This is a genomic window from Bradyrhizobium sp. WD16 (genome assembly GCF_024181725.1).
In the GTDB taxonomy this organism is placed as follows: Bacteria; Pseudomonadota; Alphaproteobacteria; order Rhizobiales; family Xanthobacteraceae; genus Bradyrhizobium_A.
The window spans coordinates 79463-100587 of the sequence record NZ_CP028908.1 but is presented as its reverse complement, the minus strand read 5'-3'; the positions used below and the strand labels follow the sequence as shown (position 1 = coordinate 100587).

The 21125-nt window shown below is 62.4% G+C and carries 18 protein-coding genes and 2 pseudogenes; 11 read left to right on the top strand and 9 right to left on the bottom strand.

The features are described from left to right. Positions 1-15 precede the first annotated feature (15 nt). Positions 16-773: pseudogene (locus DB459_RS00450) on the bottom strand (IS5 family transposase). Positions 774-861: 88 nt separating this feature from the next. Here DB459_RS00450 and DB459_RS00445 point away from each other — a divergent pair. After that, positions 862-1107: pseudogene (locus tag DB459_RS00445) on the top strand (FAD-binding dehydrogenase); the annotation flags it as partial. A 403-nt stretch (positions 1108-1510) separates the two neighbouring features. On the opposite strand, the gene DB459_RS00440 reads toward DB459_RS00445, so the two are convergent. Next, positions 1511-1708 carry a DUF3072 domain-containing protein gene (locus DB459_RS00440; protein ID WP_253710748.1) on the bottom strand — a complete coding sequence of 66 codons (198 nt, stop codon included), beginning with the start codon at positions 1706-1708 and terminating at the stop codon, positions 1511-1513. A gap of 90 nt (positions 1709-1798) precedes the next feature. Here DB459_RS00440 and DB459_RS00435 point away from each other — a divergent pair, with 90 nt between their 5' ends. The 5 genes from DB459_RS00435 to DB459_RS00415 all read left to right on the top strand — a co-directional run bounded on the left by DB459_RS00435 (position 1799) and on the right by DB459_RS00415 (position 6608). Then, positions 1799-2032 (top strand): hypothetical protein, encoded by a 234-nt coding sequence (locus DB459_RS00435; protein ID WP_253710745.1) that lies wholly within the window; start codon positions 1799-1801, stop codon positions 2030-2032. Continuing rightward, the gene (locus DB459_RS00430; protein ID WP_253710742.1) at positions 2032-2280 is read left to right on the top strand and encodes a hypothetical protein; all 249 of its coding nucleotides are present in this window, start codon (positions 2032-2034) and stop codon (positions 2278-2280) included. Before DB459_RS00435 ends, DB459_RS00430 begins: the two co-directional genes overlap by 1 nt. Before the next feature lie 3 nt (positions 2281-2283). After that, positions 2284-4566 carry a hypothetical protein gene (locus DB459_RS00425; RefSeq protein ID WP_253710739.1) on the top strand — a complete coding sequence of 761 codons (2283 nt, stop codon included), beginning with the start codon at positions 2284-2286 and terminating at the stop codon, positions 4564-4566. Between the two features lie 122 nt (positions 4567-4688). Further along, entirely contained in the window at positions 4689-6032 is a 1344-nt protein-coding gene (locus DB459_RS00420; RefSeq protein WP_253710737.1) for an IS1380 family transposase, read from the top strand. Between the two features lie 189 nt (positions 6033-6221). Then, positions 6222-6608 carry a hypothetical protein gene (locus DB459_RS00415; RefSeq protein ID WP_253710735.1) on the top strand — a complete coding sequence of 129 codons (387 nt, stop codon included), beginning with the start codon at positions 6222-6224 and terminating at the stop codon, positions 6606-6608. Between the two features lie 93 nt (positions 6609-6701). On the opposite strand, the gene DB459_RS00410 is transcribed toward DB459_RS00415, so the two are convergent. From DB459_RS00410 to DB459_RS00400, 3 genes are read right to left on the bottom strand one after another with little or no spacing between them, the layout of a single operon-like run. After that, complete coding sequence (locus DB459_RS00410; RefSeq protein WP_253710733.1) at positions 6702-7100, bottom strand: hypothetical protein; 399 nt, start codon at positions 7098-7100, stop codon at positions 6702-6704. Between the two features lie 38 nt (positions 7101-7138). Beyond that, the gene (locus DB459_RS00405; protein WP_253710731.1) at positions 7139-8239 is read right to left on the bottom strand and encodes an ATP-binding protein; all 1101 of its coding nucleotides are present in this window, start codon (positions 8237-8239) and stop codon (positions 7139-7141) included. Further along, positions 8236-8922 (bottom strand): response regulator, encoded by a 687-nt coding sequence (locus DB459_RS00400; protein WP_253710729.1) that lies wholly within the window; start codon positions 8920-8922, stop codon positions 8236-8238. Before DB459_RS00400 ends, DB459_RS00405 begins: the two co-directional genes overlap by 4 nt. Before the next feature lie 148 nt (positions 8923-9070). Between DB459_RS00400 and DB459_RS27310 the strand changes: the two genes are divergently transcribed. Beyond that, on the top strand, positions 9071-9703 hold the full coding sequence (locus tag DB459_RS27310) for an SH3 domain-containing protein (protein WP_371926835.1): 633 nt from the start codon (positions 9071-9073) through the stop codon (positions 9701-9703). Positions 9704-9984: 281 nt separating this feature from the next. Then, complete coding sequence (locus DB459_RS00385) at positions 9985-10482, top strand: GNAT family N-acetyltransferase (RefSeq protein WP_253710727.1); 498 nt, start codon at positions 9985-9987, stop codon at positions 10480-10482. Between the two features lie 586 nt (positions 10483-11068). On the opposite strand, the gene DB459_RS00380 is transcribed toward DB459_RS00385, so the two are convergent. Beyond that, positions 11069-11662 (bottom strand): cytochrome b, encoded by a 594-nt coding sequence (locus tag DB459_RS00380; protein ID WP_253710724.1) that lies wholly within the window; start codon positions 11660-11662, stop codon positions 11069-11071. Positions 11663-11939: 277 nt separating this feature from the next. On the opposite strand from DB459_RS00380, the gene DB459_RS00375 reads away from it, so the two are divergent. The 3 genes from DB459_RS00375 (at position 11940) to DB459_RS00365 (ending at position 17715) form a co-directional block, all read left to right on the top strand. After that, on the top strand, positions 11940-13106 hold the full coding sequence (locus DB459_RS00375) for an efflux RND transporter periplasmic adaptor subunit (RefSeq protein WP_253710721.1): 1167 nt from the start codon (positions 11940-11942) through the stop codon (positions 13104-13106). Between the two features lie 18 nt (positions 13107-13124). Next, entirely contained in the window at positions 13125-16247 is a 3123-nt protein-coding gene (locus DB459_RS00370; protein WP_253710718.1) for a multidrug efflux RND transporter permease subunit, read from the top strand. Positions 16248-16386: 139 nt separating this feature from the next. Beyond that, entirely contained in the window at positions 16387-17715 is a 1329-nt protein-coding gene (locus DB459_RS00365; RefSeq protein WP_253710715.1) for an MFS transporter, read from the top strand. A 101-nt stretch (positions 17716-17816) separates the two neighbouring features. Here the strand turns inward: DB459_RS00365 and DB459_RS00360 are convergent, their stop codons facing one another. The 3 genes from DB459_RS00360 to DB459_RS00350 form a co-directional block, all read right to left on the bottom strand. After that, entirely contained in the window at positions 17817-18647 is an 831-nt protein-coding gene (locus tag DB459_RS00360; RefSeq protein ID WP_253710712.1) for an ABC transporter permease, read from the bottom strand. Next, positions 18644-19906, bottom strand: a complete 1263-nt coding sequence (locus tag DB459_RS00355; protein ID WP_253710708.1) for an ABC transporter permease — start codon at positions 19904-19906, stop codon at positions 18644-18646. Before DB459_RS00355 ends, DB459_RS00360 begins: the two co-directional genes overlap by 4 nt. Positions 19907-20040: 134 nt before the next feature. Continuing rightward, positions 20041-21090: an ABC transporter substrate-binding protein gene (locus tag DB459_RS00350; RefSeq protein ID WP_253710705.1), complete on the bottom strand. Its 1050-nt coding sequence runs from the start codon at positions 21088-21090 to the stop codon at positions 20041-20043. Positions 21091-21125: the final 35 nt, after the last annotated feature.

The window sequence follows — 21125 nt, the reverse complement described above, 5'->3', positions numbered from 1 at the left end:
CATTAAGGCCTGTCCTCAATTGAGCCAGATGATAACCGCCGCGAGGTGGATTGCGGCGAGGAAATTTCTGGCGGTTTTGTCGTAGCGGGTAGCGATGGCGCGGTATTGCTTGAGCTTGCAGAAGAAATTCTCGATGAGATGGCGTGCCTTATAGGCGTGCTTGTCGAAATCGCGCTGGAGCTGCCGGTGGCGCCTGGGCGGGATCACGACCGACTTTCCCCGTGCCAGCAACGGGGCAATCACCCGTTCGTCGGCGTCGAAGGCCTTGTCTGCCAATAAGGCGTCGGCCGCCATGTCGGGCAGCAGTGCATCGGCGCCCTCCAGATCATGGGCTTGGCCGGGCGTCAGGATGAAGTCCAGCGGATTGCCCAGGGCATCGACAAGCGCATGGATCTTGGTGCTCAGCCCGCCTTTGCTGCGCCCGATAGCTTGGTTTTCGCCGTCTTTTTTTGTGCGCCGGCACTGTGCTGATGCGCCCGCACGATCGTGCTGTCGATCATCGCGTACTCATTGTCGGCATCGCTCGCCAGCATCTTAAACAGCTTCTTCCACACCCCGCTCTTCGTCCAGCGCGAAAAACGCGTATGTATCTTGATCGGATCGCCGAAGCGTTCGGGCAAATCTCGCCAAGGGATCCCGGCTCGATAGCGGTAGATCACCGCTTCTACAAACAGCCGATTGTCTTTGGCCGTGACCCCTACATGCCCTTCACGTCCGGGCAAAATATCCTTGATCCTATCCCATTGATCGTCCCGAAGGGCGTAGCGGCGCATTTGGTCAGCTCCGAATCAGCTGACCGCCTATGAATCATGCGATAATCTGCTTGGGAATCCTCTAATTGAGGACAGGCTCTAGCTCGGGAGTCGGGGTGTGCTGCTGAAGTTCATGCTGGACGCCGGTGCCGACGCGATCGGCGACCCGACGCAGGCTCATTGCGTCGCGATCGATGCCCGCGCGCCGCTCTACGACGGCGGCATCTGCACCCGCATCGACTGTGTTTCGCTCGGGGTTGTGGTGAACCGGGAGGCGCAGCGCTTCTACGACGAGGGCGAAGGTTTCTGGCCCAAGCGCTACGCCATCTGGGGACGGCTCGTGGCGCAACAGCCTATGCCGACACTTTAAGAACGAGTCGATCACGCTATAAGAACGAGTCGGTTGGTGACCGCGGCGATTTGCAGCCATTGCGAGTGGCTGCATCCATCTGGATCGTCAGGCTCATAATCTGAAGGTCGTAGGTTCAAATCCTATCCCCGCAACCAGGTAAATTTAAGCCCTTGAAATCGTGAAGATTTCAGGGGCTTTTTATTTCAGGAACCTTTTGAACCCGCAACCAAATGAATATTGGTGCTATTGAGTGCAATGTCACCGTAATGGCATCGGATCGCTCCTACCACGCGGGACGAATCCGGATAGCCCGCCTCCCGTTCCGGCGGGCTACCACAAGGCAGGGATTCGCAAATGGAGGAGCTTCGGCTTGTCCACCTGTTCCCAGCGTCTGTGGACGATGCGGCTACTTTTCCAGACCGGCTTCTTCGCGGAGCCGGTCGATCAGCTCGGATGCCTCGGCCTTGGTGAGTTTCTTCCCCGTCGGATCGGGCTTATGGGCCTGTTCGCTGAGGGTCTTCAGGTATGAGGCTTGTGCCCCGGTCATCGGATCATCCCCGGAAACCCAGTCCTCGGGGTCTTTCTCGGTGTTGTTGTTGGCCATTTCTGCCTCCGCTGCTTCTCCCAACGTTTAACTTGATTTTATGTTCCGTTTTTGTTCTCATGACTTTATTCCAGGTTTGAGAAGCGGGACATGCCGGACATTGACTTCATCCGGGGTGAAATCGAGCGCATGCGCTCGCAGGTCGGTCGGCAGCGCAGGGAGATCCTTCTGCTTCAGCGGGCCGGTGTTGCCACGGCGTCAGCCGAGGCGCTGCTCGCGCGCATGCAGGCCAAAATCGAAAATCTCTGCGCTCAACGCGACGCCCTGAAGAAGCTTCAGCCGGGGCCGGTCAAGGGCAAGGTGCTGGGTGGTCGGAGATGGTGATGCGTGAACTGAAGTATTTCACCGACAGCACCGACCAGCCTCCATTTCTCAAAGTACTGGCGGAAGTCAGGCGCATCGGCGTCCATGAGGGATGGTGCTACCATCATGTGCAGGCCATCATCATTGCCATCGATCAGTACGCCGAAGCCGCTACCGGCAATCGCGAATTTTTCTGGAATAGGCCGCAGTCGATTGGCGGAAATCGCAAGCATGGCGATATTCCGCGAGTCCGCTTGTTGCTAAGGTAGCGCATGAGCAAACGAAATCGGCGGCACAAGGCAGGCAAACGCAAGGAAGAACGTTCCAAAATCAGGTTCGACACATTTTCTGTACCCGAGGAACATTATCCGAAGCTCAAAGCCGCCATGACGGAAGCGGCCTTGGCTGCGGTGGCCGAGTTTCCCAAGACACTCGAGCTCGTCAAAGACCAGCTTTGCCACCATGACCCTGTTGGAATCCTCGCCTGCTACGCCGGGTACGGGCTTCTGACATTTGGGTCTGAGGACAGCTCCAGGGGCAAGCCCGTCGCCGACGTCCTGCAACACCACGCCGAGCTTCTTCAGGCAATTGTTCTGTCCATTCCCCTGGACCAGTGGGGACCGGCTCCCGTGCGCCCGCACGTCATGCAGACCGTCTTCGACAGCATGCCGAAGCTGTCAGATACTTTCTTTTTGGAGCGAACGCTCGACGGCCAGAAAATATCCGACCCGCAAGAGCTGGCTGTTCTCGAATTACAGGAGCGCATTCGCCTTCACACGATGGCGGTGCGCAACTGGGCGCACTTTCTCTCCGTCATCCAGATTTCGAAAGAGCTCTATGGGGCGCTCGATGCCTCTTTTGTCGCGCATCATGGGTTCAGTTGTACGGACCTGATCGAGGTGATGCATTGCGCCCTGCGTGAGTACGAACGGCGGCAAACGGAACATTGGGGACGGTTTCGCCGGGTTCTTCGAGGACGAAATCCCCGGCAGATCTTCCGGCTCTACTTTCAAAATGTGCCGGGTCTCGTTGGAGATCCGGAGAAGATGCTTGCGGCCATGCCGGGGATTGACCTGGACAGCGCCAAGGCGTTCGTGATGTCTCACTACGACCTGCGGATCGCCGAATTCGGCACATTTACACCCGACGGCCTCGCACAATTGTCTGGCCGCTCGCCGCAAGTGGTCGAAAAAATCTTGCGGGCCATTTCGCTTAAACCGGGTTCTCTTTCGGAAGCCAAGACCGAGTATCTGTTTCTCGGAAATCCTGTCTGGGAAACACCGGCAATTGATCTCGAAGATCGCTTCTTCCTGCCGATTCCCATGGCCGTGTTCAGCCATATCCATCGCATCATGGAGCGGCTCGCACGCGCTGCGGGGCTCAAGAAGGCCGTGGAAAAAACACGCTCCTCATATCTCCAGGAGAAACTCGAAACGACCTTGCGATCTGCGCTTCCGGGCGCGAAGATAACGCCCGGCGCCACCTGGAAACTTGGCGATCAGGGCTTCGAGACGGACGTCCTGGTCGTTATCGATCGGACCGTGATTGCCGCAGAGGCGAAGGCAAACCGGCTAACACCAGAAGGCCTGCGTGGAGCACCCGCCCGCGTCAAACGTCATATCCAGGAGATGGTTCTCGATCCTTCGATACAGTCGGAGCGACTTGCCAACGTGATTGCTAGGGCGCAAGCGGGAGATCAAGAGTCAGTCGCCATTACAGCGGGATTAGGGATTGATCCGGCGTCAGTCGACCGGGTTATACGGCTGTCCGTTACGCTCGACGATCTTTCGGTGCTCAGCTCGGCTGAAGCCGAATTCAAAAAGGTCGGCTGGGTGCCGGAGGATCACGAGCTCGCACCGACGCTGCTGATTGCCGATCTTCTCTGCATCGTCGACATTCTCGATAAGCCGCTCCTGCTGTTGCACTACTTGAACGAGCGTAACTATTTCCAGAAGGCCCATCATCTGCTCGGCGACGAGCTGGACTATCTCGGTATCTATCTTGATAACGGCTTCAACTTCGTTCTTCCGGACAAAGACCTGCTTTTCAATGTTGCAGGCCTGTCCGGCCCTATCGACCGCTACTACAACGCCCTGAATGCCGGGATTACCGCACCAAAGCCTAAGGCAATGCTGAGTCCTCTCTTCACGCAGATCATCGATCGGCTGAATGAGAAGCGGCCCATGGGTTGGACAACCGTCGGCATTCACTTGCTCGGCGCGGCAAATCCTTCGGAGCAGCGCCGCATAGAGCGCTCACTCGACAAATTGCGCACCATGGTCCGGAAGAACTATCGCGACCCGGAATATGTCAGTTCCATGCAGATCCAGCCGTCACAAGAGCACAAAGCACGTGTCGGGTTTTATGTCTTTCCTGAGCAGCTCCGACCCCAACTTAAGCAATCACTGGAGCAACTTGCCAATCAGGCTCTCGATGCCAGTGGAGGCCGGGCTGTTGTTCTTTTCGCGCGGTGTACGGAAAGGTGGGACCTTCCTTACGAAGCGGCTGTCTGCGTTCAGAAACGCAAGCCTCTGGTCGCCTCGCTGGGCATCTAACCGCTCTTATTCATGAGGCGAGTGTTTTGAGGCTGGCGAGCGTGGCGTAGAGGCCTGATACAGCGTAGGATTTGGTTGCTTACGCCAATCCATTTCGACGCATCGAGCCAGCCACGCCCGCCATGACCGACACTACGATTCTGCCGTTCTCGTTTCCAGCCGTCTCGCGCAAGAAAGTCACAGCCGATTTCGACGGCGGTCGCCTGACCTCGGATGGCGGCGTCATGCTGCTGGCGATGGCCGAGCGTCGTCTGGGGATTGCCGATCGACTTGCCCGTGCTTTTCCGGACCGGCGCAACCCCTCCAGGATTACGCATACACTCGCCGACATGATCCGGGCCCGCACCTTCGCGATCGCCTGCGGCTACGAGGACGCCGACGATCTGGATTGCCTGCGCACCGATCCCGCGTTCAAGCTGGCGTGCGGGCGGCTTGCCGATAGCGGCGCGGACCTGTGTTTGCAGCCGACCCTGTCGCGGCTGGAGAACGCGCCTTCGCTGAAGGACGCCATCCGGCTGACCTACGCGCTCGTGGATCAATGGATGGCCTCCTACGAACGCGAGCCGGCGTCGGTCATTCTGGACATCGACGACACCTGCGATGTCGTGCACGGCCATCAGCAACTGTCGCTGTTCAACGCCCATTATGACGAGCGCTGTTTCCTGCCGATCCATGTCTACGACACCGAACGCAGCCGACCCGTCGCGGTCGTGCTGCGGCCCGGCAAGACGCCGTCCGGCGTCGAGGTGCGCGCTCATCTGCGCCGCCTCGTCCGGCGCATTCGCCGGTGCTGGACCAGGACCCGCATCACCTTCCGCGGCGACGGCCATTACGCACGACCGGAGGCGATGGCGTGGTGCGAGGACAATGGCGTCGATTACGTCTTCGGTCTTCCCGGCTCGAAGCCGTTGTCGAAGAAGGTGGACGAGGTCGCCGACGCCGTCCGCACCGAACGCGCCGTATCCGACAAGCCGGTCGTGCGCGATTATGCGCAGACGCGCCACAAGGCCAAATCATGGAACCGCGAGCGGCGCGCCGTCGCCCGCATCGAGGCGACGAAGCTCGGTCTCGACATCCGCTTCGTCGTCACCAATCTCGAATACGGCTCGCCCGAGTGGCTATACGACAGCCTGTATTGCGCGCGCGGACAGGCCGAGAACCTGATCAAGCTGCACAAGACGCAGTTGGCGTCCGATCGCACGTCCTGCCGTTCCGCCATTGCCAATCAAGTGCGTCTCGTGCTGCACACGACGGCATACTGGCTGATGCTCGCTGTGCGCGACGCCATTCCCAAGGTCCGGGATCTGGCGAAAGCGGAGTTCGCGACGCTGCGGCTCCGGCTGATCAAGGTCGCCGCCCGGGTCGTCGAGACGGCCAGTCGCGTGCGTCTCGCCTTCGCCGCCTGTTGTCCGGAAGCCGATTTGTTCCGCGGATTGCCCGCCGCGCTGATGCCTCGCGGCCCGTAAAAGGCGGGGCGTGAGCCCCAACGATCCCACCCCCCCCGTTTCCTCCAGCGCGTTCGCCAAGGTAAGGTTCGTCATGACGGTGAAATATCCGAATGACGGCGCGCGCTTGAAATCCGAAATGCGCCGAAACGACCTACAGACGTTGGTCGTCGTGAATAGATCGGGCTAGAAATGGTCATCCGGGAGCGCATGCGTATCGACAAAGACGAGGAGAGCCGTTTTTTTGGCGGCGCTCAGAACGGCTTTTTGGCCACGGCATCGGCCAAAATAACTCTCGCCTATGCCGTCCGGCTTATCGAGAAGCCTTCTCGCGATGATCTTAGGATTGTAAACCGCGTCCGAAATATTTTCGCCCACAGCATGCATCAAATAGACTTCAAGCACCCGGAAGTCGCTGCCATGTGCAGAAAACTCAGCTTGGTTCAACGCCGAAGCGACATGTTTCCCGACGCGGCGACGGCAGACCCTCGCTCGCTTTATTGGAATACGTGCCTCGACTTCTTCGCTGCGTGGCAGTTTCAGCGCCGCGGCATTCAAGAGGACGGCACCATTCAGCACGTCGCTCCGCTCGACTGACCTGCTCCAGCCTTCTGATGATGGCGGGATCCTTCTCTTCGGCAAGATTACGTAGGTAGCCGCGCGTTTCGAAGTCGCCGAACGGATCAAATGTCACAGCTTGGCTTCGTGTAGATAGCGGGCCTGAAGTTGGATCATTTCCACGCGTGTGATCCGGTTTGCGCGCTGCAAGCCGATCAATAGCCGCTCGATCTCATCGAGTTCAACCATATCCCCGGCCAGACGTGACATGTGGTGAGCAAGGAGGTCGTTTGGACCCTCGGAGTAGGAGACGTGATACGTCCGGGCAAGAGTCCGGATGTGCTCAGCGGTCGAGGGGGCGGTCAGCTTTTCCATGCGCATAATATAGCATTTTTTGACTGGAATTCCATTAACGAAACGCGCCTGGAAATCAGCAGCTTGCAGGCGAATTTCCCAGCCTCGCGCATGAATTGAAACGGGGCGATCCGAGGGATTAGACGAGTGCGGTGGATCCGACGCTCGTTTCGGCATTGGAGCGAATTCTTCGAACGAGCGTCAGATCCACCGCACTAGGATTGAATCGACGCATCGGGCGCGATATCGGGCTCACAGCCTTCAAGCGGAAGTGTGATCTCGAAGACGGCGCCCCCGCGCGAGGATCTTCGGTACGCGGCGTGTCCGCCATGCGCCTCGGCAATTGCGCGAACGACGGATAGTCCCAGGCCCGATCCGCCGAGGCGGTGGGCGCGCGATGGTTCGCTCCGCGCGAACGGCTTGAAGGCGCGCTTGGCGAATTCCGGCGACAACCCGGGCCCCTCATCCTCGACCCGGATGATTGCCGAGTTGCCCGATTTCAGAGTCGAGAGTTCGATGGAGCCGGGTCGAGCATAACGCTGTGCGTTGTCGAGAAGGGCGAGCAGCGCCTGGCGAATACGAACGCCATCGCCGCGAACGACCAGATCGATCAGCGTGACGTCGAGCGAAAAGCCGGCTTTCACGAGTGACGGCTCCAGCAGGTCGGCGACGCTACGGATTTCTGCGGCGAGTTCAATCGTCTCTATCCTGAGGTCCAGGTGACCGCCGTCGGCCAGCGTGACGGTCCGCAAGTCGCCGACGAGCCGCGAGAGCCCGTCGACATGCAGCAGGAGATTGCGGATCAATGCCTCGTCGGGAGCGAAAATACCGTCGGCGATACCTTGAAGGCGCCCCTTCAAGACGGTCAGGGGGGTCCTGAGCTCGTGCGCGATCGTTGCGTTCCATGCAATCATGTCTTCGGCGATATCCTGGAGCCTCTGCGCCATCGCATTGAAATCGTCCACCAGCTGGGCGGTCTCGCCGAGCGAGCGGTCGCCGGGAGACGCACGCGCCGACAGGTCGCCCGCAGCTATCTTGCGTGCAGTTTCCGCCAGGGAATTCAGCGGAGCCAGAATCCGCTTCGCCAGCCGAAGCGCGACCATGATGGCAAGAGCCAATCCGATAAGAAGGAAGAATGCGATCAGCATCAGGTCGGGCGCCTCCGGAAGAAGCGAAGGCGATCCGGGAGGCGGGGGAAAATAGCTAAGGTATATTCCGTAGAAAATGAACGAGCCGACGAAGACGATCAGCATCGCGATGGTCGCCACGACGCTCATCGAGACCATGATCTGCCTGCTCAGGCGATGCCGCTTCATATCGCGGCCAATCGATAGCCGATGCCGCGGACACCGGATAGCATGCCGGGCGCGCCGGCCTCGCCCAGTTTTTTGCGAAGATTGCTGATATGGCTGTCCACCGTCCGCTCGAGGGCGTCGCTGCCGGGAAGGCAGGCGTCGACGAGTTCGCTTCGCGTGAAGGCCTTGGTCGGTGTTCGCGCCATATGAGCCAACAGGCGGAATTCGGTGAGCGTGAGCGGCAGCGGCTGCGCCGTTCCATCCACCACGGTGTTTACAAGGTGACTGTCGAGATCGATTGTGACGCCGTTGACACGAAGCACGCCGCCAGCGCCTGACTGACCAACCCGCCGCAGCACCGCCTTGGTGCGGGCGACCACCTCGACAGGATTGAACGGCTTGACGACATAGTCATCGGCCCCGATGCGTAGTCCCTGCAGGCGGTCAATATCCTGGTCAAGAGCGGTGATCATGATGACCGCCGTATCGCCACGGCGGCGGACTTCGGCCAACACGTCCCAACCATCGAGGCGCGGCATCGTGACGTCGAGAAGGATGAGATCCGGTTTCAGCGCGAGATGCAGGTCGAGTGCGGTTCGACCGTCGCCGGCGCAGACCGTGCGGAAGCCCTCGCGCGTCAGATAAGCGTCGAGGATTTCGCTGATTTGCGGTTCATCTTCGGCAATGAGAACGAGGGCGTTCATCGGAACACTTCAAAAATCCATCGGATGCGGTCTCTTGGCACGGGCGAGCGCTTCCCGTCGACCTAATATGGCCCTTCTCCACCAAATCTCCATACATTCTCGATGGTCGATTGATCGTCGCCGACGATGAGGCGGCGAACCGGCATAGATGCTCTCGGCGAAATCTTCATGCAGTCTCGACGCGGCGCCGACATTTGCGGGGCAAATGCAGGGGGCGAGGCGTGGTGCCGGCCGCAACCCCACCCGGCGCGTCAGTTCGATGCCCTTCAGTTGGATAACTATGAAAAATCATCGCGCTATTTGTGCAATCGCCTTGGCTCTCCTCGTCGCCTTTGCCGGCGAGGGCCACGCTGGAACTCACGAGGGATATTCCGTCGTGAATCTCAACATCCGCTCCGGGCCAAGTATTCGGTTTCCGGCAGTCCGGAGGTTGGCGGCCGGATCGTCTCTGACGATTTACGGCTGTCTGGCAAATTATAGATGGTGCGACGTGAGCGCATCCGGGGTTCGTGGCTGGGTGTCGGGGGCGCACGTTCAGTTCGTTCACGAGGCGCGCCGGGTGTATGTTCCTGCCTATGCGGCGCAGTCGGAGATCCCGATCGTGACGTTCAACGTCGTCAGTTACTGGCACGACAACTATCGTGACTATGGCTTCTACGGGGAAATCGACCACTGGGATGGATATCACTGGGGGGACGACGGCGATCCACCCGGCTGGCGCGACAATTGGGACGATGACCACGCCGCTCCCGAAAGCGAGCCTTCGCCGGACAACGACTAGTGTCCCGTTTCCAACGTTCGTATTCCTTTGCAGCAGGCGCTTCTACGAACGTTGGAAACAAAGGGACACTAGTGTCCTGTCTCCGAATTACCGCTCCATTTGCCTCATGCTCGCACGGTCATTCGGAGACGTCACACTAGAACTCGGCGTCGCGCAGCAGTCTTTCCGCGCTGACCCACATGAAGATCTCCGGTCGGCGCCGGCGACATGTCGGTGATGATCGACACATCGGTAGCATCGGCGTGCAACCGATCTCGTCATTGCTCCAGGAGAGCCAGTCCATGAGTGACCTCCTCGTCCGTCTCTATGATCTTCCCGACGTTCGCACGGAGGAGAAGATCGCGTCCCACGGGATTACGGTTCGTCGCGCAATGGCGGCGGAGGCGCATGTCGTGCTTCCCTGGATCGAAAAGCATTTCGACAGCCCCTGGGTGAGCGAAGCCACACGCGCTTTCACGCGCTCCCCGGTGATGATCTGGATCGCAGCGCGGAAGAACGAGTTGCTGGGCTTCGCCTGCGCGGACTGCTCGATGCGCGGCTTCTTCGGTCCTACGGGAGTGGCGAAGGCTGCTCGCGGCCAGGGCATCGGCGAGGCGCTCCTCTTCGCCACCCTGCGGGGCATGCGGGAAGCGGAATATGCCTATGCGATCATCGGCGGCGTAGGGCCCATAGCATTTTACCGGAAACACCTCGACGCGATCGATATCCCGGGTTCGGAAGAAAGCATCTACGGTGCGATGCTGCACGACGACAATGGGCACGATTTCGACGACTGGTAGAGCGGTCGGCGCCGAGCCGTCGCGGATCGAAAGCGCCATCGATCGCCGGGACGCGGCTTCCGACGAGGTCGACGGGCGTTCGGTGTGCCTGCAATTGGGCTGCGATCTCTCTAGTGTCCTGTCTCCGAATTACCGCTTCGTTTGCCTCACCCTCGCACGGTCATTCGGAGACATCAGGACACTAGCAAAATCAAAGTGCTAGTGTCCTGTTTCCAACGTTCGTATCCCATTGCAGCAGGCGCTCATACGAACGTTGGAAACAAGGGGACACTAGCATCATTATGATTCTAGTGTGGTTTTGGATCTGACGCTCGTTCGAAGAACTCGCTGCAATACTGAAACGAGCGTCAGATCCACCACACTAGTGTGGCTTATGTCTCGCAATTGCCTACAGGGGCTTGCCGCAAAGGGCATAGGCAATTGCGAGACGCCACACTAGGCCGCTGCGCGCCTGTCCGACATGCGCTTTCGCCGCCTGCCGGGCCGCAGCAGGATCGCCGGCCTCGAGCATTGCGGCGATGTGGCGCATCTCCTGTGAGCTTTGAAGCGCCCGTCCCCGGCCGTCGGCGCGGGGACGGCACCCGATTCACATCATGCGCGGCAGAACGTCGGTGCGCCGGTCCTTGTCGAAAAAACGGTGCTTCAACGCGCCGATGACATGCAATGCGATCAGCGCCAGCAGGCTGTAGGCGAGCGTCTTGTGCAGCAACTGGAACACTCTGAACCGGTCGTCGTTCTTCGGCAGAAGCTCAGGAACGTGAATGCCGAAGAAAAATACCCCGTCGCTATGGGTGTAGGAACTGGACATCGCATAGCCCATGAGCGGGACGATCAGCAGCAGCGCATACATCGTGACGTGCACGGCCTGCGACAGCATCTTCTCGTGGGCAGGGAGCGGCGCCGGTCCGGGCAAGCGCGACAGCCCGCGGATCGCAAGCTGCGCAAGGACGATCAGGAACACCAGCACGCCGAAGGATTTGTGCCAAGGATAGAGAAAGTCGTATTTCGACGCAACGGCGTCGTTCAGCACGGTCATGGTCCAGCCAGCGGCGATCAGGCCGATGATCAACACGGCCCGCACACAATGCAGGATCCGCAGCGTTGCCGGATATCTATCGATCGTTGGTTGAACGTCGTGGATCATGCTTTGCATTCCCTGCTTGGACGGGCGAAATGCCATCGAACAACACGCATCCCACCAATCCGCAGCTGTGTGGTTCCTTAGTGTCGATTGTTGGGCAGCGTATCCCGCGACCGATGATGAAATCTGCGCGCGCCGCGGCATGGGGCGGCAACGTTTCAAGGACCACGACCGGTTCGAACCACTCCCGTTTCAATCATCGGGAGGTGCGTCCGCCAAATCTCCACACAATCTCGACGAGACGCCAACGGTCGCGCGGCAATCGGCGGTGACGGGGCCGTGCGTTGGTCGCACTGCCGCCGATGCGGATCCATGAATGACGTCTCAACTTCGTTCTCCCGGCAGCTTGCTCGCTATCCTGGCGGCGCTTGGCCTGGCGGGCTGCGGCCAGCCGCAATCCGACGAAACCAGCGCGCAGGTTGGAGCGCCGCCGGCGCGCGTCACCGTCTTGTCGGTCAAACCGGAAACAGTGATCCTTGTCGACGAGTTGCCGGGGCGGGTCGCGGCGTTCCGAACCGCGGAGATCAGGCCGCAGGTTGGTGGAATCCTCGAAAAGCGGCTGTTCGAGCAGGGCGCCGAGGTCGAGGCCGGCCAGGCGATGTTTCAAATCAATTCCGACGCCTTCAAGGCAGAGGTCGGCAGCGCGGTTGCGGCGCTTCAGCGCGTCGAAGCGGGGCTGGTCCGCGCCCAAGGCAGGTTCGACCGCGCAAAGCAACTGGTGCCAACCAATGCGATCAGCCGCGAGGCCTATGACGACGCCGCGGCGGATGTCGCTCAGGCGAAGGCAAATGTCGCGGAAGCCCAGGCAGCGCTCCAGCGCAAGAACCTCGATCTGGCGTTTGCAACGGTTCGGGCGCCGATCTCGGGACGAACCGGGCAGGCCCTGGTCAGCGAAGGCGCGCTCGCATCGGTGTCCTCGACGACTCCTCTGGCGACCATCCAGCAGATCGACCAGGTCTATGTCGATGTCCGCCAGCCGGCCTCCCGGATCGACGCGATCCGGGAGGCCGGCCGGTCGGGGCAACTCGACGACGCCTCCAAGCTGCCGGTGGCGATTGTCGCCGCCAGCGGCAAGGCGTATCCGGTCACGGGCCGCGCATTGTTCTCAGATATCAGCGTCGATCCCGGCACGGGAAGTGTCACGGTCCGTGTCGAGGTTCAAAATCCGGATCGGATCCTGCTTCCGGGCATGTACGTCCGCGCCCGAATGCCGCGCGGCGTCAGACACAATGCGTTGTTGGTGCCGCAGGAGGCGGTGGTCCGAGATCCGGCCGGAACGCCGCAACTCGTCGTCGTCGACGATCGCAAGCGGGCCGCGCTGCGCGTGGTCGGTCTCGGCGAGATTGTGGACCGGCGCTACATCGTGACGTCCGGCCTGCAAGCCGGCGAGACGGTGGTGGTGCAAGGACAGGAACGCGCGAAGAACGACGCGGTCGTCGATGCCGTGCCCTTCAGCGCGACCGCCGCGCAGGCCGCCGACTGACAGTACAGCCTCAGCATCATGTCCCAGTTCTTCATCGATCGCCCCGTGTTCGCCTGGGTCATCGCGATCTTCATCGCGCTGGTCGGCGCAATCGCCGTGACGCAGCTTCCGGTGTCGCGCTTTCCGACGATCGCTCCCCCCAGTGTGAGCATCTATGCGACGTATACGGGGGCGACACCGCAGACGATCAACGACAGCGTCGTCATGCTGATCGAAAGGGAATTGTCGAGCGTCAAGAACCTGCTCTATTTCGAATCGACCGTCGATACATCCGGCACCGCAAGCATCACCGCGACGTTCAAGCCGGGCACCGCTGCCGACCTGGCCCAGGTCGACGTCCAGAACCGTCTCAAGGCGATTGAACCGCGCCTTCCCGAGGCGGTTCGTCGCATGGGCGTCACCGTCGAATCGGCCGCCTCCGACTTCCTGATGATCGTGACGCTCAGCTCGCGCAACGGCGAGTACGACGAACTCGCGCTCGGCGATTATATGGCGCGGCGCATCGTGCAGGAGCTGAAGCGCGTGGAAGGCGTCGGCCGCGTCCAGACCTTCGGTTCCGAAACGGCGATGCGCGTATGGGTCGACCCCGCCAAGCTGGTTTCCCATTCGCTGTCGCCTGCCCAGATCACGGGTGCGATCCAGGCGCAGAACGCCCAGATCGCGCCGGGCAGGGTGGGCGCGGAGCCGACGGTCTCCGGACAGAAAGTCAGTATTCCGCTGACCGTGCACGGACAGCTGCAGACGCCCGAGGAGTTCAGGGCGATCGTTCTGCGCGCCGAAAGTGACGGCTCCAAGCTGGTTTTGGGCGATGTCGCCCGCGTCGAACTCGGCGCGCAGAGCACGGGCTTTGCGACCCGTGAAAATGGCAAGCCGGCCACGGCCGCAGGCATCCAGTTGGCGCCGGGCGCCAATGCCGTCCGCGCCGCCGCGGCCGTCTATGCGCGCCTTGCCGAACTCGCGCCGGCCATGCCGGAAGGGATGAGCTATGCCATCGCCTTCGATACCGCCCCCTTCGTGAAGATCTCGATCGAGAAGGTCGTCCATACGCTGATCGAGGCCATGGCGCTCGTCTTTCTGGTGATGCTGCTGTTCCTCCAGAACATCCGATACACGCTGATCCCGGCCATCGTTGCGCCGATCGCGCTGCTCGGAACCTTCTCGGTGATGTGGATGGCCGGATATTCGATCAACGTGCTGACGATGTTCGGCATGGTCCTCGCGATCGGTATCGTCGTCGACGACGCGATCGTCGTGGTCGAGAACGTCGAACGGATCATGGCGGCCGAGGGCCTGCCGCCGAAAGAAGCCGCCCGGAAGGCAATGAAGGAGATTATCGGCGCGATCATCGGAATTACCCTCGTTCTGTCCGCAGTGTTCATTCCGATGGGACTGGCGAGCGGCTCGGTCGGCGCGATCTATCGGCAGTTCACCCTGTCGATGGCGGTGTCGATCCTGTTTTCAGCGTTCCTGGCGCTGACGCTGACTCCCGCGCTCTGCGCCACGCTGCTCAAGCCGATCGGCGCCGGCCATCACGAGAAGAAAGGCTTCTTCGGCTGGTTCAACCGGACTTTCAACCGGATGACGGAAGGTTACGCCGGCTGGGTCGCGGCGCTGGTCCGCAGGACGGGGCGCATGATGGTTCTTTATGCCGTCATCGTCGCCGTGCTCGCCTACGGCTACATGCGGTTGCCGTCATCGTTCGTCCCGGTGGAGGATCAGGGCAACTTCATGACGAGCTTCACGCTGCCGGCCGACGCGACGGCCGAACGAACCCTGGACATCGTCAAGCAATACGATGCTTACGTCGCCACGCGGCCGGCCGTTGCCGGCAACACGTCCATCATCGGCTTTGGCTTCTCCGGCTCCGGATCGAACGCGGCGATGTCGTTCACGAGCCTCAAGGATTGGAGCGAACGGGAGGCGAGCGTCGGCGACGAGGTCGCCGCCGCCACCGCGGCGATGGCCAAGGTTCCCGAGGGCACGGTCATGAGCATGAAACCGCCGGCGATCGAGGCCCTGGGCACCTCCAGCGGGTTCTCGCTGCGGCTTGAAGACCGCGCCGGTCGCGACCATTCCGCACTGATGGCGGCTCAAGCCAAACTGCTGCAGCTTGCCGCGCAAAGCACACTCGTCAGCGGCGTCTATCCCGAAGGTCTGCCGAACGGACCGAGCGTGAGGCTGAAGATCGACCGCCAGAAGGCCGAAGCCCTCGGCGTGTCTTTCGCCATGATCAGCGACACCCTGACCGCGGCGATGGGGTCGACCTATGTGAACGATTTTCCGAATGCCGGACGGCTGCAGCAGGTGATCGTGCAGGCGGATGCGCCAAACCGCATGCAGATCGACGATGTTCTGAAGCTCCATGTCCGCAACAACGCCGGGGGCATGGTGTCGTTGTCGGAGGTGATCACACCGGTGTGGGGCGAGGAGCCGCTTCAACTCGTGCGTTACAACGGCTATCCCGCGGCGCGCGTTGCCGGCAACGCCGCGCCAGGCGTCTCCAGCGGCGACGCCATGGCGGAGATGGAGCGGCTCGCCGCCCGGCTTCCGGCCGGCTTCGTGGTCGAATGGACCGGACAGTCGCTGCAGGAGAAGGATTCCGCGTCGCAGGCGCCGATCCTGCTCGCGCTGTCGATGCTGGTGGTGTTTCTGGTCTTGGCGGCTCTGTATGAAAGCTGGTCGATCCCGCTTTCGGTCATGCTGGTCGTGCCTCTCGGCATTGTCGGCGCCGTCCTCGCCGTTCAGATTCGCGGGCTTGAAAACGATGTGTTCTTCAAGGTCGGGCTGATCACCGTCATCGGGCTGTCGGCCAAGAACGCGATCCTCATCATCGAGTTCGCCAGGAGCCTGGTTGCGGAGGGGCGGGAATTCGGGGACGCCGTCGTCGAGGCTGCCCGGCTCCGGCTGCGGCCGATCCTGATGACGTCGCTTGCCTTCGCCCTCGGCGTCGTCCCGCTGATGCTCGCGCGGGGCGCCAGCGCCGAGACCCAGCATGCGATCGGAACCGGGGTGTTCGGCGGCATGCTCTCCGCCACCGTCCTCGCGGTCCTGTTCGTGCCGGTCTTCTACGTCGTCGTGATGAAACGGTTCGGCTCGCGCAACAGGAAGGTCGCGGCTGGCGCGAACGAGGCGGCCGAATGAGGCGTGCGGGAGAGGCATTTGCGAATTTGCGCGGGCGGCGCCGGGGCAAGCGGCCGCCGATGCTCCGCAGCGCCTTGACCGCGATTGCCGTTTTCGCGCAATCAGCGGCTTGTCGCAGATGTCGCGGTCCGGGGGTGGTATGACCAGTCGTGTCGAGACTTCCAAATTCGCGCCGGGCTCGGCGATCGACCGTCCTTCGGCAACCGGTCCGGGACCCGGCTGGCAGCCGCGCTATTGGGCGATCTTTATCGGACAGGCGCTTTCCCTGGTCGGGTCGGCGCTGACACAGTTCGTCCTGCTGTGGTGGATTGCCGATACGACCGGCAGCGTCGCCGCGTTGGCCTCGGCCGGCTTCGCCGCACTGCTGCCCCAAGCACTCCTCGGTCCGCTCGGGGGAACGTTCGCCGATCGCTATAGCCGCCGCCTGTTGATGATCGGCGCCGATGCCATCAGCGCGCTCTGCATGTCGGCGCTGATCGCGCTGTTTCTCACCGGTCGGATCGAGCTCTGGCACGTCTATGCGATGATGTTCATCCGCAGCGCCATGCAGGCCTTCCAGACCCCGGCGGCCGGGTCCAGCACGGCCATGCTGGTGCCGTCGAACTTCCTTCCGCGCGCAGCGGGACTGAACCAGACACTGCTGGCCCTGATGACGATTGCCGCCGCCCCTTTGGGTGCGACTGCGATCAGCGTGCTGCCGCTCGGTCTGGCGCTTGGCATCGACGTCGGGACTGCCGTGCTTGGAATTATTCCGCTGTTGATCTATCGCATCCCGCAGCCGGTCACACGCCCGGCGGGGAAGACCAGCCTGTGGGCCGAATTCAGGGAGGGCGTGCATCTGGTCCGGGATGACCCGGGCCTGCGTCGGCTCTACGGGTTGCTTGGCGGGGTCGTGCTCGTCATCATGCCGTCGGCGACCCTCGTGCCGCTTCTCGTCAAGGAGCACTTCGGCGGCGGCGTCGGCGAGGTGGCCCTGATGGAAGGCCTGGGCGGCGTCGGCATGCTGGCCGGCGGCATCGCGATGACGATGCTCGCTCGTCGGCCACAGATGCGATGGATCTTGTGGGGGCTCGCCGTCTCGTGTTTCAGCCTTGCGCTTGCCGGGCTGATGCCCGGCCATCTGTTTTGGCTGGCGCTGATATGGTGGGCCGTGAGCGGCATCACCTTCGTCATGGGTGACGCCCCCCTCACCGCCCTGCTGCAGATGACGGTGCCCAATCATTTGCAGGGCCGCGTCCTTTCGCTCCTGAGCACGATCATGGGCCTGGCGGCGCCCGTCGGCCTGGCGATCGCCACGCCGCTCGGCGAGTTGATCGGGATTCGCTGGCTGTTCGTCGTCATGGGGCTGGCCGGCGGATGCGTCAGTCTCCTCGGTTTCTTTTCCCGGCCGCTTCTCGAAATCAATCAGATCGTCGCTGTCGTCGAATGCGCCCCGCATCCGCTTCGCGATCCGGCGAGGGTGGAATGAACCGTAGCCCGGGTCCGCGTCCCATCGGCGCGCCGACGGGAAAACCGGCGATCAGACGCCGAGAGCGATGACGCCGCGCCGGCGACGGCGACGGAAGCCGATCAAGCGTTGCCGCCCTTCAGCCGTTCGTTGCGCCGGCGCAAGCCTTCCATGGTGGCGAGCAGGATGACCGACACCGTCGTCAGGATCACCGCCGCCGCCGTGATGGTCGGGCTGATGTTCTCGCGGATGCCGCTGAACATCTCGCGGGGCAAGGTGCGCTGCTCCGGCCCGGCCATGAACAGCACGATCACCACCTCATCGAAGCTGGTCGCGAAGGCGAACAGCGCGCCCGACGCCAGGCCGGGCAGGATCAGCGGCAGGATCACCCGGCGGAAAGCGTAGAGCGGCGAGGCGCCGAGCGAGGCCGCGGCGCGCGCCAGGTTCATATCGAAGCTCTGCAGCGTTGCGCTGACCGTGATCACGACAAAGGGCGTCGCCAACGCGGTGTGGGCCAGGATCAACCCCAGGTAACTGCCGGTAAGCCCGATCGGGGCGAAGAAGAAGTACAGGCCGACCGCGGTGATGACGCCGGGCACGACGACCGGCGCCAGCACCACCGCCAGCACCAGCGGCTTGAACTTGCTCTTCCACTGCGCGAGACCCAGCGCGGCCAGGGTGCCGAGCACCATGGACAGCAGGGCCGAGGCGACGCCGATGATCATGCTGTTCTTCAGCGACGTCATCCAGCGTGGGGAACTGATGAAGTCCTGGTACCAGCGCAACGAGAGGCCCGGCAGCGGATAGGTCAGGTAGGAGCCGGAGCTGAACGACAGCGGCATGATCGCCAGGATCGGCGCCATCAGGAAGATGAACACCAGCGTGGATGCGACAATGGTCGTGGTCCACGCGATGCGCTGGCTGGGCGTGCGGGGGGAAGGGTTGCCGCTCAATTCTTCATTCCTCCCGTGACTTGCTGCCCATGGACCAGCTTTCCGTAGACGGCGGCCAGCACCAGGGTGGCGAGCAGCAGCACCGCACCCAGCGCCGAGGCCAGGCCCCAGTTGGCCGTTTCGGTTGTGTTGAGGGCGATGAAGTAGCTGATCATTTGATCGGCGGCGCCGCCGACGAGCGCCGGCGTGATGTAGTAGCCGAGCGCCAGGATGAAGACGAGCAGGCTTCCCGCCCCGATGCCGGGCAGCGTCTGCGGCAGGTAGACCCGCAGGAAGGCGGTGACCGGCGACGCGCCGAGCGATGCGGCGGCACGCATATAGGCCGGCGAGATCGCCCTCATGCTGCTGTAGAGCGGCAGGATCATGAAGGGCAGCAAAACGTGGGTCATCGCCACATAGACGCCGAAGCGGTTGTAGATCAGGCGCAGCGGCTCGTCGACGATGCCCAGCCAGCGCAAGCCGTCGTTGACCACGCCCTCGCGCTGCAACAGCACGATCCAGGCGCAGGTCCGGACCAGGAGCGAAGTCCAGAAAGGCAGCAGAACGAAGATCATAAGCACGTTCGACCGGCCGGGCGGCAGCGTCGCCAGCAGGTAGGCGACCGGGAAGCCCAGGATCAGGCAGAGCGCCGCGACGCCGAAGCTGATGGCGAAGGTGCGGGCGAACACGTCGCGGTAGATGGCCTGATCCGGCGAGGCCGCGACGATCGCGCCGTCCACGTTCCGGGTCAGGTCGAGCGCCGCCAGCAGGTAGAAGCCGGTCATTGGGCCACTGGCGCCCTTGATCGCAGCCCAGGTGGCGCGTTCGCCCCAGGCCGGATTGATCCTGCGCAGCGTCTCCGTGGCCGTGCCGGGCGCCGGCACAGCCTTCAGGTTGCGCGCGGTGCCGGCCAGGATGGTGCGGAAGCCGTTCAGTGCGTAGTTCAGCCGCTTGGATGCGATGGCGACGGTCGCGGCGGCGCGCGCCGCCTGGATGTCGCCCGCCAGCGCCGCGAAGGCCTGTTCGTCCGGGACGTCCTTGCCGTCCCAGTCGGCCAGCGCCGCCACCGTGTGCGGCAGGATCCGACGCACCTCCCAGTCGTCGGCCGAGCGCCGGAGCATGCCGGCGAGGGGACCGAGGAAGGTGAAGAGCAGGAACAGGAGAAGTGGCAGGATCAGCGCCAATGCCTTGAACTGGCGCCCCCGCTCCGCCCGTTTCAGGCGGCGCTTCAGCGGCACCTCGGTCGGTTTGTCGGCGCCGGTCAAGAGCGCAGCCGTCATCGGTCGAGCCTTTTCATCAATATCTCTCGCACCCGCTCCAGGGCATGCCGCGAGGAGGGGAAGAGACGGTCACGGTGTCGGTCCTTTGCCTGTCCCCCTTCGCGCCGACCGCCCTCGGGTCACCTGGGAGCGGGCTATTTCGCCGCCCACTTGTTGAAGCGCTCGGTCAGACGGTCGATATTTTCCAGCCAGAAGGTCACGTTGATCTCCACGGCGTTCTTCATGTTGTCCGGCGCGGTCGGCAGGTCCGTCAGCACGGTCGGCGGCAGGAGGGCCACAGCGTCCTTGTTCGAGGTGCCGTAGGCAATGTTCTCCGACAGCCTGGCCTGGTTCTCCGCCTTGCCGACGAAGTCCAGGAACTTGTAGGCGGCGTCCCTGTTCGGGCTGCCCTTCAGGATGACCCAGCTGTCGAGGGTGTAGAGCGCCCCATCCCATACCATGCCGAAGTTCTTCTTCTCGCTCTTGTTCGCGGCGTCGATGCGGCCGTTGTAGACCGAAGCCATCGCCACTTCGCCGGACGCGAGCAGCTGCGGCGGCTGGGCGCCGGCCTTCCACCAGACAATGTCGTTCTTGATGGTATCGAGCTTCTTGAAGGCGCGCTCGATGCCCTCGTCGGTGGCCAGCACCTTGTAGACGTCCCTCGGCGCGACGCCGTCGGCGATGAGGGCAATCTCCAGCGTGGTCTTCGGGCCCTGACGCAGGCTGCGCTTGCCCGGATAGGTCCTGGTGTCGAAGAAGTCGGCCCAGCTCTTCGGCGCGTCCTTCAGCTTGTCCTTGTCGTAGCCGAGAACGAAGTCGTAGACGATGGCGCCGACGCCGCAGGGGTCGACCGCCGGCGGCAGATAGGCGGCCTCGCCACCGATCCTCGCGTAATCGATCTTCTCGAACAGGCCTTCCTCGCAGCCGGCGGCCAGTTCCTCGCTCTCGACCTGGACGACATCCCAGGTGGCGGCGCCACCCTGCACCTTGGCGCGCAGCACGCCGATGCCGCCGTCCCAGGACTCGTCGTTCATCGGCTCGCCGGTCAGCTTCTTGAACGGCTCGAAATAAACCTTCTTCTGGGCATCCTGGTACGCGCCGCCCCACGACACGACGGTCAGGTCACGCGCATGGGCGGCGGTGGCCAGCGCAATGCCGGCGCTGAACGTCACGACGAATCCCAGCGCTACCTCGAGCTTCGACATCGTCTTCGTTCCTTCTCGTGCAGGGTTGCGTCCTG

Coding starts and splice junctions, on each gene's coding strand:
- DB459_RS00440 (WP_253710748.1), bottom strand. CDS start 1,708: ATGGCCAACAACAACACCGAGAAAGACCCCGAGGACTGGGTTTCCGGG.
- DB459_RS00435 (WP_253710745.1), top strand. CDS start 1,799: ATGCCGGACATTGACTTCATCCGGGGTGAAATCGAGCGCATGCGCTCG.
- DB459_RS00430 (WP_253710742.1), top strand. CDS start 2,032: ATGCGTGAACTGAAGTATTTCACCGACAGCACCGACCAGCCTCCATTT.
- DB459_RS00425 (WP_253710739.1), top strand. CDS start 2,284: ATGAGCAAACGAAATCGGCGGCACAAGGCAGGCAAACGCAAGGAAGAA.
- DB459_RS00420 (WP_253710737.1), top strand. CDS start 4,689: ATGACCGACACTACGATTCTGCCGTTCTCGTTTCCAGCCGTCTCGCGC.
- DB459_RS00415 (WP_253710735.1), top strand. CDS start 6,222: ATGCGTATCGACAAAGACGAGGAGAGCCGTTTTTTTGGCGGCGCTCAG.
- DB459_RS00410 (WP_253710733.1), bottom strand. CDS start 7,100: ATGCCGAAACGAGCGTCGGATCCACCGCACTCGTCTAATCCCTCGGAT.
- DB459_RS00405 (WP_253710731.1), bottom strand. CDS start 8,239: ATGAAGCGGCATCGCCTGAGCAGGCAGATCATGGTCTCGATGAGCGTC.
- DB459_RS00400 (WP_253710729.1), bottom strand. CDS start 8,922: ATGAACGCCCTCGTTCTCATTGCCGAAGATGAACCGCAAATCAGCGAA.
- DB459_RS27310 (WP_371926835.1), top strand. CDS start 9,071: ATGCTCTCGGCGAAATCTTCATGCAGTCTCGACGCGGCGCCGACATTT.
- DB459_RS00385 (WP_253710727.1), top strand. CDS start 9,985: ATGAGTGACCTCCTCGTCCGTCTCTATGATCTTCCCGACGTTCGCACG.
- DB459_RS00380 (WP_253710724.1), bottom strand. CDS start 11,662: ATGGCATTTCGCCCGTCCAAGCAGGGAATGCAAAGCATGATCCACGAC.
- DB459_RS00375 (WP_253710721.1), top strand. CDS start 11,940: ATGACGTCTCAACTTCGTTCTCCCGGCAGCTTGCTCGCTATCCTGGCG.
- DB459_RS00370 (WP_253710718.1), top strand. CDS start 13,125: ATGTCCCAGTTCTTCATCGATCGCCCCGTGTTCGCCTGGGTCATCGCG.
- DB459_RS00365 (WP_253710715.1), top strand. CDS start 16,387: ATGACCAGTCGTGTCGAGACTTCCAAATTCGCGCCGGGCTCGGCGATC.
- DB459_RS00355 (WP_253710708.1), bottom strand. CDS start 19,906: ATGACGGCTGCGCTCTTGACCGGCGCCGACAAACCGACCGAGGTGCCG.
- DB459_RS00350 (WP_253710705.1), bottom strand. CDS start 21,090: ATGTCGAAGCTCGAGGTAGCGCTGGGATTCGTCGTGACGTTCAGCGCC.